At 39.2% G+C, this 12,467-nt stretch carries 11 protein-coding genes; 7 read left to right on the plus strand and 4 right to left on the minus strand.

Going from position 1 to position 12,467, the window contains the following annotated elements; genetic code table 11:
• Positions 1-205 precede the first annotated feature (205 nt).
• Positions 206-1,732 carry a dGTPase gene (gene dgt, locus CBG25_RS20850; RefSeq protein WP_290608979.1) on the minus strand — a complete coding sequence of 509 codons (1,527 nt, stop codon included), beginning with the start codon at positions 1,730-1,732 and terminating at the stop codon, positions 206-208.
• A 123-nt stretch (positions 1,733-1,855) separates the two neighbouring features.
• On the opposite strand from dgt, the gene mtnN reads away from it, so the two are divergent.
• Positions 1,856-2,569: a 5'-methylthioadenosine/S-adenosylhomocysteine nucleosidase gene (mtnN, locus tag CBG25_RS20855; protein WP_290608980.1), complete on the plus strand. Its 714-nt coding sequence runs from the start codon at positions 1,856-1,858 to the stop codon at positions 2,567-2,569.
• Between the two features lie 69 nt (positions 2,570-2,638).
• Here the strand turns inward: mtnN and erpA are convergent, their stop codons facing one another.
• Positions 2,639-2,983 carry an iron-sulfur cluster insertion protein ErpA gene (gene erpA / locus CBG25_RS20860; protein ID WP_032116700.1) on the minus strand — a complete coding sequence of 115 codons (345 nt, stop codon included), beginning with the start codon at positions 2,981-2,983 and terminating at the stop codon, positions 2,639-2,641.
• A gap of 217 nt (positions 2,984-3,200) precedes the next feature.
• On the opposite strand from erpA, the gene hemL reads away from it, so the two are divergent.
• The gene (gene hemL / locus CBG25_RS20865; RefSeq protein ID WP_290608981.1) at positions 3,201-4,484 is read left to right on the plus strand and encodes a glutamate-1-semialdehyde 2,1-aminomutase; all 1,284 of its coding nucleotides are present in this window, start codon (positions 3,201-3,203) and stop codon (positions 4,482-4,484) included.
• A 67-nt stretch (positions 4,485-4,551) separates the two neighbouring features.
• Here the strand turns inward: hemL and mrcB are convergent, their stop codons facing one another.
• Positions 4,552-7,032: a bifunctional glycosyl transferase/transpeptidase gene (gene mrcB, locus CBG25_RS20870; RefSeq protein ID WP_290608982.1), complete on the minus strand. Its 2,481-nt coding sequence runs from the start codon at positions 7,030-7,032 to the stop codon at positions 4,552-4,554.
• A gap of 299 nt (positions 7,033-7,331) precedes the next feature.
• Between mrcB and sfsA the strand changes: the two genes are divergently transcribed.
• From sfsA to folK, 5 genes are all read left to right on the plus strand, one after another.
• Positions 7,332-8,036 (plus strand): DNA/RNA nuclease SfsA, encoded by a 705-nt coding sequence (gene sfsA, locus CBG25_RS20875; RefSeq protein WP_290608983.1) that lies wholly within the window; start codon positions 7,332-7,334, stop codon positions 8,034-8,036.
• Between the two features lie 195 nt (positions 8,037-8,231).
• Entirely contained in the window at positions 8,232-8,687 is a 456-nt protein-coding gene (gene dksA, locus CBG25_RS20880; RefSeq protein WP_032116626.1) for an RNA polymerase-binding protein DksA, read from the plus strand.
• Between the two features lie 61 nt (positions 8,688-8,748).
• On the plus strand, positions 8,749-9,651 hold the full coding sequence (gene gluQRS / locus CBG25_RS20885) for a tRNA glutamyl-Q(34) synthetase GluQRS (protein WP_290608984.1): 903 nt from the start codon (positions 8,749-8,751) through the stop codon (positions 9,649-9,651).
• A gap of 146 nt (positions 9,652-9,797) precedes the next feature.
• Positions 9,798-11,306 (plus strand): polynucleotide adenylyltransferase PcnB, encoded by a 1,509-nt coding sequence (pcnB, locus tag CBG25_RS20890; protein WP_290608985.1) that lies wholly within the window; start codon positions 9,798-9,800, stop codon positions 11,304-11,306.
• A 2-nt stretch (positions 11,307-11,308) separates the two neighbouring features.
• On the plus strand, positions 11,309-11,788 hold the full coding sequence (gene folK, locus CBG25_RS20895) for a 2-amino-4-hydroxy-6-hydroxymethyldihydropteridine diphosphokinase (protein WP_290608986.1): 480 nt from the start codon (positions 11,309-11,311) through the stop codon (positions 11,786-11,788).
• Between the two features lie 307 nt (positions 11,789-12,095).
• On the opposite strand, the gene CBG25_RS20900 is transcribed toward folK, so the two are convergent.
• On the minus strand, positions 12,096-12,467 hold a 372-nt coding region (locus tag CBG25_RS20900), incomplete at its 5' end, for a transposase (protein ID WP_290603757.1).

The raw sequence follows: 12,467 nt of genomic DNA on the forward strand, positions 1-12,467 counted from the left end.
ACTTGTCGATCGTCTGTTGGTGATACTGGTTTGCAAAGAGGTCATTCTTAATGGCGCTGCGTTTCTTCATGGTGGTTAGCTCAGTAGACCAGCTTCCGATAACTTTATCAGCAAAATCAAACTCGGCTTAGGTTTTTCGAGGTGCCCAATCTATATATTTAAGTAATACTTATTTTCGTTATTTAATTTAATAGCATAACATTTTTTAATTTTTCACAGTAAATTTTCGATATTCCTGATAAGCATAATGATCTGTCATACCACTAATATAGTCTTGTATAAGGCGAGCGCGGTAATAAAATTCTAATATATCTTTTTCTGTCTCATCAGTAGTGCAAATTCCTTCAATGGCTTCACCATAAGCTAAACAATGTTTAGTAGATAATTTATGCAATAGACGTGTTTCAATGAAATACTTCTTGTGATACTTATCTTGATAAAGCTGGGTAAAATCAGCACGTGGCATTAATAATAATGGGCGATAAAAGTTTAACAAACCGCTAATTATTCGATAACCTTGTAATTCTAATTGTTCAACTTCCGGGTGCGTAAATACATGTTTATAGGCAACTCCTTTCAATACCTCCAAGAGATGATGTTCATCACTTTTATCTTCTAATAAGGCACTATTAAAACTTCCGGCATAAATTTCAGCTAAATGTTTAATAAAACGATGAGCACTGTACGACGCCAATTTACTAATAATATTAACTCTAAGATACATAAAAAATTGATCTTGCTTGCTACGTCTTGTTTCATTGTGATTAATACTTTTGTAAGCTTTTTCTACTGTCTGTTCAAATAAATCACCTTTTACTTTTTTACCTGTTTCCAACCAACCTTGCCGTAAATATTCCAACAGCTTATCAACACTGAAAATACCTTTTTCTACCGCATCATCCAAATCGGCAATGCAATAAGAGATATCATCTGCCGCTTCCATAATGTAGGAAAGCGGGAAACGACAATATGGCTTCATATCCAATCGACGATACAACTCTTTGATAAAACTATCTTCTGACCAATAATAGCCCGGTTTTTTAGTTAAATAATCAAAATCTTTAGGGATTTTATCCAGTTGATAAGCACCTTTAGTATATTTTAAGATTGAGCCAATTTGAGCATAAGTCAGGTTCAATTTTAATAATTGATGGATCATTCTAAGTCCCTGAGCATTTCCTTCAAATTGACAAAGATCTATACGTAATTGGCGACGAAGCAAATCCTTGTTAGATTCATTTGTTAGTTGTAGAAAATTAATTTGGCATTGATCTATAGCCTTTGATTTAGTAGAAACAAATTCAGCGTCAAGTAATGTTGAAAACCAGCTTTTAATGGCCGCTTCACCAAAATGACCAAAAGGTGGGTTGCCAATATCATGCATTAAACATGCCATTTCAATCAAACTTTCAAACGCATCAAGGAGCTCAGAGAGACCATAAGTTGCCAGCAATTTCTTTTTTTTCAATTGGCTTATCACAGTCTTTGCAATAAAACGGCCAATTTGCTGCACTTCTAAGGAATGCGTCAGACGACTTCGAACAGCCGCATTTTGTTCTAAAGGAAAGACTTGAGTCTTCTGTTGTAAGCGGCGTATTGCGGCAGAATTAATAATGCGCCCTCGATCACTTTCAAATTGACGATTAACTTGTTCCTCATTCTTTGCATCAACATTGTAATCACTATATTTACGAAGAAAATTGAGCTTTTGTCTAAAATCAATCTTGGACATTTCCCCTCCCGATGATGAAATATCCCCAGCTAATGGATCACAGTTAACTTTTTTTCTCTTTTCAATGTTAGAATGGCACGGATCTGACAACATGTCTAATTAATCAACTATGAGTATGACACAATGAAAGTTGCAATAATAGGTGCAATGGAGCAAGAGGTGGCATTATTGCGCGAGCAAATCAATGCTCAGTTTACATTATCACAGGCTGGCTGCGAAATTTACTGCGGAAAATTTGATGATCTTGATATCGCATTATTAAAATCAGGCATTGGTAAAGTTTCTGCGGCAATGGGAACAACATTACTAATAGAACATTTTGCCCCTGAATTTATTATTAACACTGGCTCCGCCGGTGGGTTAGTACCTGCTTTGCAGGTTGGTGATATCGTGGTTTCAATTGAAGTTTGCTATCATGATGTCAATATCACCGCCTTTGGTTACCAACCAGGCCAAATGGCAAAATGTCCAGCCACATTTAAAGCGGATCAAAAATTACAAGAACTGGCCGAAAAGTGTATTGAAAAATTAGATTTACATGCTGTTCGCGGTTTGATTTGTAGTGGTGATAGCTTTATTAATGGCGCAAAAGAGCTAACCTCTATTCGCCAAACTTTTCCTACTGCCATCGCTGTTGAAATGGAAAGCGCCGCAATTGGTCATGTATGTTATCAATTTGATATCCCATTCGTTGTTGTGCGTGCAATTTCTGATGTCGCTGATAAAGAGTCTCATCTCTCTTTTGAGGAATTTTTGCCTGTCGCGGCTCGCCAATCAAGCCTATTGGTACAAACTATGCTGGCTAATTTAGCTAACTCAAGCCAAAGCCGTAAATGAGCTATTAACAACCACTTAGGCTAGATCCCAATACTAAGGGTTATTAATTACCCTTAGTAAGTTAAGCGATTAAATACTAAATGAAGAACCGCAACCACAAGTTGTTTTCGCATTTGGATTGGTTACCACAAACCGTGACCCTTCTAATCCTTCAATATAATCAACACAACCGCCAACCAGATACTGTAAACTCATAGGATCAACGATTAGTTCGACGCCTTGCTTTTCAATCGTTAAATCACCTTCATTCATTTTATCATCAAAGGTGAAACCATATTGAAAACCACTACAGCCTCCACCAGTAATATAGACGCGCAAACGCAAATTGGGATTTTCTTCATCCGCAATCAACGCTTTAACTTTATTCGCTGCAGCATCAGTAAACTGTATAGGCAGTGCAGTATCATTACTCATTTCTAACTCCAGGCCGACATGCAAATCAATAGACGCAGGAAGCATCAATACTTCACTGGACAAGGGATGATTATCTAACAGCCGGCCAATTGATTCAAGATCCAGCCGAAATTAACTGATTTAAAAAATTCTCGCTAGATTTGCTATTTGGTTTACTGCCAATACTGCTTTAAAATATGAGCAAAATTTCTACTGGACCAATGCTTGGAGTTATTTAATGAGTCAATCTAAAACACTTTACCTAAAAGCCAAAAAATTTATTCCTGGCGGTGTCAATTCACCGGTTCGGGCGTTTAATGGTGTTGGCGGCTATCCATTATTTATTCAGCGAGCTGACGGTGCTTATATTTATGATGTTGATGGCAAAGCTTATATCGATTACGTTGGTTCTTGGGGGCCGATGATTTTAGGTCATAATCACCCCACAATTAAGCAAGCGGTCATCCAAGCGGCAGAAAATGGCCTGAGTTTTGGTGCCCCGACCGCCATTGAAGTAACAATGGCAGAAATTATCAGTCAACTTATTCCATCCATCGAAATGGTTCGTATGGTAAATTCAGGCACAGAAGCCACAATGAGTGCCATACGGCTCGCTCGCGGTTATACAGGGCGTGACAAGATTATTAAATTTGAAGGCTGCTACCATGGACATGCCGATTGCCTATTAGTTAAAGCAGGCTCAGGCGCTTTAACCTTTGGTCAACCTAATTCTCCTGGCGTTCCCGCTGATGTTGCCAAACATACTCTTACCTGTACATTTAATGATTTAGATTCAGTTCGGCGTACTTTTGTCCAATATCCGCAAGAAATCGCTGCTATCATTGTAGAGCCAGTAGCGGGCAATATGAATTGTATTCTACCCGAGGCTGAATTCCTGCCTGGACTACGTACATTATGCGATCAATTTGGCGCGTTATTAATTATCGACGAAGTGATAACCGGCTTTCGAGTTGCCTTAGGTGGCGCACAAGCACATTATCAAGTTAAACCTGATTTGACCTGTTTAGGTAAAATAATCGGCGGTGGTATGCCTGTTGGTGCATTCGGTGGCCGCCGCGAATTGATGAAAAAACTCGCTCCAATAGGGCCAATTTATCAAGCCGGTACCTTATCAGGCAACCCATTAGCGATGGCAGCAGGCCTTGCTTGCCTAACAGAAGTTGCTAAACCCAATACCCATAAACGCTTAGCAGAACTGACGAAAAAACTTGTTACAGGCTTACAAGAAAAAGCTCAACAAGCTGCTATTCCGTTGGTTGTTAATCATGTTGGCGGCATGTTTGGTCTATTTTTTACATTATCACCACAAGTTAACTGCTATCAGGATGTCATGCAATGTGATATTGAGAAATTTAAGCAATTCTTCCATTTCATGTTAGACGAAGGCGTTTATTTGGCACCTTCTGCCTATGAGGCGGGTTTCATGTCCATTGCGCATAGTGATGAAGATATTGATCGCACAATTAAAGCAGCAGAAAATGCTTTTAATAAGATGAACTGATCATTTATTAAGCCATAAAAAAACCGGCGCTAATTTTTTACCATAGCGCCGGTTTACTAGATTTTTATTACTGTCCAAACATCTCTTTCACCCAAGCAGGTGCATCATTACTTTTGCTCTGCTGTTCATTTAAGTTCAGGTTTGGCTTCAATACTTGCACCCCTTGCTGACATAATGCTTGAGGATCCTCTGTCCATACTGGCAAAATACGATCTCCACCACCTGCGCAGTTAAAACTGCCATCGATATTCACTCGCATCTCCATAATTCCATCGGGAGAGCGATTATCCAATGCCAATGGAGTCTGATTTTCTAAATAACGACGATATAGATGTAATGCACCACTTGCACCAGTAAGATTTGTTGGACCATTATTATCACGACCAGCCCAAGCAATTGCCACTTCCTTACCATCGATACCAGCAAACCAACTATCGCGTAGATCATTTGTTGTTCCGGTCTTACCGGCTAAGTGGTATTGAGCAAATTTATTCATTAATGAACGAGATGTTCCGCGCTCAACCACTTGTTGCATACCATAAAGTGTTAAATAAGCTGCCTGCGGAGATACTGCCCGCTCTGCAGATGGATAACTTTGATAAAGTTCATTGCCATCACCATCAATCACGGAGCGTAATGCCGATAATGCCGCTCGATTGCCACCGCCACTAATGGTTTGAAACATTTGCGCCGTTTCCATTGGCGTTAAGTTCAAGGCACCTAATAACATTGCCGGCACTTTTTCTATCGCATCACTTGGCACACCAAGACTTACTAATACTTTACTAACCTGATCCAAACCAACACTCAAGCCAACATTCACCGTCGGAATATTCAGCGAGCTGGCCAAAGCATCAATCAACATGAGCTGTCCCCGAAAACGGCGATCATAATTTCTCGGTTCCCATATTTGATTATCAAATTTGACGCTAATCGGCTCGTCAGGTACCCAAGTATTTAAACGAAAACGGTCTGGTTCACTTAATGCGGTAAGATAAGTTGACGGCTTAGCCAGTGAACCAATTGAGCGGCGAGCATTTAACGCTCGGTTAAAACCAGAATATTGTGGTTGTGAGCCACCGACCATAGCGCGCACTTCACCATTAATACGGTCAACAACTACCATCGCGCCTTCCAGATCAGGCAACTTACGTGTTTTACGTAAATCAGCTATCCCCTGTTCGACGGCATTTTCAGCCGCTTGCTGCGAGACTGGATCTAAAGTAGTAAAGATTTTAGCTCCAGAAAGGTTATTTACTCTATCGCCCAATTTTTCAACTAATTCTTGCCGAACGAGCTGCATAAAGGCGGGTTGAGGTGTCAAAACACCGCTTCTTGGTTTAACGCCTAAAGGACGAGCACTCAATATATTATACATTTCATGATCGATAATTTCTCGCGTTTCCAATAGCTTTAACACTAAATTACGACGTTCTAGCGCCAATTTAGGATTACGCCATGGGTTATATAGTGATGCTCCCTTCACCATACCAACTAATAACGCTTGTTGATCAATACTCAGCTCATCGATTGGACGACCAAAATAGTAGAGGCTAGCAAGGGGAAAACCCCGAATTTGGTCATCACCGCTTTGTCCTAAATAAACTTCATTTAAGTACAGTTCAAGAATACGTTCTTTGCTATAGCGAGAATCCATTAAAATTGCCATATAAGCTTCATTAGCTTTACGTATTAACGTTCTTTCATTACTTAAAAATAAGTTTTTAACTAATTGTTGAGTTAGCGTACTGCCACCCTGAACCGTCTTACCAGCCATTAAATTAGCAATAACCGCACGCCCAATAGAATAAATACTTACTCCATCATGCTCATAAAAATGTCGATCTTCAGTTTCAAGTAATATTTTGACTAAAGAATCAGGAAAATCTTCTCTCGGCAAGACTAAGCGTTGCTCATTGTTCGCCGATTGCATCATAGTGATAAGTTTAGGATCTAGTCGAAAAAAACCAAACGAACGTCCATTTTCCATATTAGTAATATTGGTGAGCCGAGCATGATCAAAACTTAATTTAGCTAAAATCTGTTCTTCTCTTTGATCAGGAAAGGAAAATGGCCGGCGTAACATTTCTATCGTGTTATCTTTAACAATATACTCACCGGGTAAAGTAATTTTATTTACCTGGCGATATTGCATGCCATCTAATAATCGAATCATCTCTTCTTTACTGTAATTCATCCCCTGTTCAAGATTAACCATTCGGCCATAAACTGCAGCCGGTAGATCCCAAACTTTACCATCAAGACGATCACTGATTTTCTGATATAAATAGATACCATAGACACCAACTAACAATGCCAAGACTATGGCAATTTTGACAAACAACCAAAACCAACGCCATCTATCTTTAGGTGGCCGAGACTTATTGTCTTTACTTGCCATTAGTTCTTCTTCCTCGTTGTCATCAATATCTTCATACTCATAATCATAGTTATCTAACCGATTATTTTGATGAGATTTTGATTTTTTACCAGTGGGCTTTTTCTTAGATCTGCGCCCAATGGGTTCATAATTATCTTTGTCATACATGGTATAAAATCAATCTTTATTTACTATTAGTTTATTTTTAGCCCAAGAGTTTAATCATAACTTACAGATATTTCTTTCATATATCTCATTAAAACAGCATTTTTATCATAATTAAATAATAAACATCCGCCAAATAGCAGTTTTATACTCTGATAATAACATTATTACCACTATCTTACAAATGAACACTATCTATCCATTAATTTATATGAAAAAGCAACAATTATTAACTTTTAGTGCCAAATATTGTAGCATTGCTTTGCCTTTAGCCGTGTCTATCACAACCGGAGTAGCTAGCAATGTATTGGTTCCCACCACTAGAATCAGCCCAATTAGTAAAGCGTTATAAACGTTTTCTTGCTGATGTTATTACACCAGCAGGTAAATTACTAACCATTCATTGCGCCAATACAGGTGCCATGACAGGCTGTGCAACCCCCGGAGATACAGTTTGGTACTCAACATCTAATAATATTAAGCGAAAATATCCACATAGCTGGGAACTGACACAAACACAAACTGGCGATTGGATTTGTGTTAATACTCATCGAGCAAATGATTTAATTAGTCAATTTATAGCGGAAAATAAAATTCCGGAATTATCCGATTATGATAACATTAGCCGGGAAGTGAAATATGGCGACGAAAATAGTCGAATCGATCTCCTTCTAAAGAAAAAACAGCAAGTTAATTGCTATATTGAAGTAAAATCAGTCACCTTACTAGAAAACAATATCGGTTATTTTCCTGATGCTGTTACAATAAGAGGGCAAAAACATTTACGTGAACTATCCTTGATAGCCGAACGAGGCGAAAGAGCAGTTTTGTTCTTTGCCGTACTTCATACTGGTATAAAGAAAATGTCCGTTGCAAGCCATATTGATTGTCAATATGCTGCGCTCTTACAGCAAGCAACAAATGTTGGTATTGAAATACTCTGCTATCAGATTAAAATATCAGAAAAAGGGCTAGCAATGGATAAAAAAATACCATTTATTCAATAAACCAAGCTATTATATTCTTTTAGGCAAAATTCGTTTTACATACAAATTAAGGCAGATAACACGCGCATCACCCTGGTACAGTAAAACGAATTGTAAGAACCATTGCCAAGTTTAGAGTGTTCTGTTATTTATAGCGGCCTTAGTTTTTCCCCCTTGAGGGGTTCTTTTGAATATTGCGTGTGTAGGAGAAGCATTATGCAAGAAGGGCAAAAACCTAAAACCTCGTCCTTAAGCATTCTCGCCATCGCTGGGGTAGATCCTTACCAAGAAAAGCCTGGCGAAGAGTACATGAACGATGCCCAATTGGCACATTTTAAGCGCATTCTCGAAACATGGCGCAATCAACTCAGAGATGAAGTCGACCGCACTGTAACTCATATGCAGGATGAAGCGGCAAATTTCCCTGATCCCGTTGATAGAGCGGTACAGGAAGAGGAATTTAGCCTTGAGTTACGTAATCGCGATCGCGAACGTAAGTTGATTAAAAAAATCGAGAAGACGCTAAAAAAAGTTGATGATGAAGATTTTGGTTATTGTGAAAGCTGTGGGATTGAAATTGGTATCCGCCGCTTAGAAGCTCGTCCAACAGCTGATTTATGCATTGATTGCAAAACATTAGCTGAAATGCGTGAAAAACAGATGGCGGGTTAGCCAATAATCTTACACCATAAAAATACGGTACACAAAAGTGTACCGTATCCTTTTGAAATAAATGAGTAATTCAATAATTACTAACATTCCACCTTATATTGGACGCTTTGCTCCGTCACCCACAGGTGATCTCCATTTTGGCTCGTTAGTTACTGCGCTTGGTAGCTACCTGCAAGCTAAAAAAAAGCAAGGAAAGTGGTATGTTAGGATCGATGACATCGATACCACTAGAGAAGTGCCGGGTGCAGCTTCTCGCATTTTAAAAACTTTAGACCATTATGGCTTACATTGGGATGGTAAAATAATCTATCAATCACAACGCCATGATATTTACTGTGACATTTTAACTCAGCTAAAGCAGCGCCATGGCTGCTATTACTGTCGCTGTACCCGCCAACGTATTAATACTATTGGTGGTTATTACGACGCTCATTGTCGCAATCTTGGTTTATCTTGTTCTGCCGCAGCTTTGAGGATAATACAGTCAAAACCGGTGTATAGTTTTTATGATCAATTACAAGGTGATTATGTAGCGCCTTGCTCTTTGGCAGAAGAAGATTTCATTATTGTTCGAAAAGATAATTTATTTGCTTATAATCTGGTTGTCGTTATTGACGATCACGACCAAGGTATTACCGAAGTTGTTCGTGGTGCGGATCTCATTGCGCCAACCGTTAGACAAATTTCTCTCTATCGCTATCTGGCTTTTCCGCAACCCGATTATGTGCATTTACCACTAGTATTACATCGTTCTCATAATAAACTTTCTAAACAAAATCATACCCCGCCGCTGCCGATGAATGATCCGAGGCCTATTTTAGTTGATGCACTAAATTTTTTATCACAAACAACTATTATTAATTGGCAAGACCTTAGTACTGAACAATTACTTAGCCAGGCTGTACAAAATTGGCAATTAGATAGCATCCAACCAGGCGGGAGAATTCTTACCTATTATGATTAATTAGTAATTTTTATCCTACTTAGGCATTCTCAAAAAAAATCCTATAAGATATGATTAATTATTAGTATTTATTTTTTTAACTAAAATCGCATTAGATATCGAGGTGTATTATTTTTATCCAGGTAGCCAATTTCTGTCGTAATTTATTGATACGAGAAGAAAAGAATAATCGAAGTAAACAGAAATCTTATGATAGTTCTGCGACTGACACTAGGTCCAAAACTAAGGTAAAAGCTTTACTAACAAAAAGATATCGGAGTACAAAAATCATTAAAAGTGCTCAATTAGCAGATGAACAGACACCCGATTCTGCTATAAATACTTCAATATCCATAGTTCCGCGCGATAAGCATCCTATTTCGCGAAGAGACATCAGTGACAATGCACTGAAAGTGCTTTATCGTCTAAATAATGCTGGCTATGAAGCCTATCTGGTCGGTGGTAGCGTCAGAGATTTACTATTAGGTAAAAAACCTAAAGACTTCGACGTTACTACAAATGCAACACCTGAACAAATTCGCAAATTATTTCGTAATTGTCGTTTAGTCGGACGCCGTTTTCGTTTAGCGCATATCATGTTTGGTTATGAAATCATCGAAGTTGCTACTTTTCGTGGTTCTCATGAGCAAACTGATACTAATAATAAGGATATGGCTCACCAGGCACAAAGTGGTATGTTACTGCGAGATAATATTTTTGGTAACATTGAAGACGATGCCATTCGACGCGACTTTACCATCAATAGCCTATATTACCGAATTAACGATTTTACCCTACGCGATTATGTTGGTGGATTTGAGGATCTAAAAAATGGCACTATTCGCCTAATAGGTGATCCAAAAATCCGTTATCGAGAAGATCCCGTTAGGATGCTACGCGCTATTCGGTTTGCCTGCAAACTGAATATGCAAATTGATGTTGAAACTGCCAAACCTATTCCACAACTGGCATTTTTATTAAAAGACATTCCATCTGCACGTCTATTTGAAGAGTCGCTCAAATTACTTCAGACTGGTCAAGGTTATCAAACCTATCAACAATTAAGGCGTTATAGTCTCTTTCAATCATTGTTTCCGTTAGTTGAACGACATTTCACCGCCAATGATGATTCACCGATGGAACTTATCATTAATCAGGTGCTGCAAAATACTGATTATCGAATAAAAAATAATAAACGCGTTAATCCTGCATTCTTATTTGCTACCATGTTATGGTATCCACTGGTAGAACATGCCGAAAGGCTTTCTCAGGAAAGTGGCTTACCCTATTACGAAGCCTTTGCGATCGCAATGAATGATATCCTCGATGAACAATGCCGTTCTATCGCTATCCCTAAACGGCTTACTTCAACAATGCGCGATATCTGGCAGCTACAATTGCGACTACCACGGCGCCAAGGGAAAAAAGCAGATAAGCTACTTGAACACCCAAAATTTCGCGCAGCGTTTGATCTTCTGGAGCTACGCGCCAACGTGGAACAACGACGTGAATTAGAAGAACTGGCTCATTGGTGGGCTGAGTTTCAACAAGCCAATAATAACCTACAGCATGAAATGATCCCAGAGCTAGGAAGTATACCGACTCATCGTCGTAACTGGACACGTCGTCGAAATCACACCAACCGTAAGCCAATAAAAAACAACAGAGTTAATTAAATATGCAACGTGTTTATATCGCCATTGGCAGCAATCTAGATGACCCCTTACAACAAGTACAAAGTGCCATTAGAAAATTGCAGCAATTACCGAATACCAAACCAATTGCCGTTTCTTCTTTCTATCGCTCTAAACCGATGGGGCCACAAGATCAGCCTGACTATCTCAATGCCGTTATCGCGTTAGATACTGAGTTATTGCCCGAAACCCTACTTAAACGTACTCAATCGATTGAATTAATGCATGGTAGAGTGCGTAAAGCCGATCGTTGGAGGCCAAGAACTCTCGATTTGGATATTATGTTATATGGCCAACAGGTTATTCAGACAACGCATTTAACTATCCCTCATTATGGCCTTAAAGAACGAGAATTTGTGCTTTATCCCTTAGCAGAAATTGCCCCTCAGCTACGCTTTCCGGATGGTGAATTACTCAGTGATAGATTGCAGCAGGTTGCTAAAAATGAGCTGACTTTATGGTAATTTAGCCAATGATTCAATTGGCTATGGGCAAGCTATATATCGATCGTAATATTTAATAATAAAATTTCATTAATAATGAAATTGTTACCGTAAATTAAACACTGCATAACTTAAAAAAATAAACTTCCATTTTAAAATTGAACACGATTAGTAACCGTAGGTAATAAAATATTGGGCACCTCGAAAAACTCAAGATTTTCAATTAACCCTTGGCTTTCATTCTAAATAATTAGATTTTTTTTGATTATCACGCTACTGATTCTATCGCACATTGCCCTGGCTAGGGCCATTTGACCCATTCTGGGCGTCAGAAAGCCACGATGCACGCGCTCTGGAAGTACGCCAACCGCTTTAGGTTGTAACATGCTGCCATCATCGTCATGGCAAAATTAGCGCGCACCTGTCCAATGGTGCGGATCAGTTTTCTACCCATTTGTTCCATCGCCGCAAATGCATGTTCAACCCGTGCCCTAGTCTTTGCAATCCTGTGGTTTCGCCCTTGCTGAGTCTTGGACAACGGTTTGTTTCGATGGCCTTTACGCTGAATCTGGCTCCTATAGCCGTTTGCCTTCAGCCAAGCTTCCCGCTCCGCAGAGGGATAGCCTCGGTCGGCGTAGATATTGCGATTGGTGTTGGCCTTGTCAATGACCCTTTCGAAATGCTGACTGTCGTGGGTGCT

The organism is Arsenophonus sp. ENCA, assembly GCF_002287155.1.
Lineage (GTDB): Bacteria > Pseudomonadota > Gammaproteobacteria > Enterobacterales > Enterobacteriaceae > Arsenophonus > Arsenophonus nilaparvatae.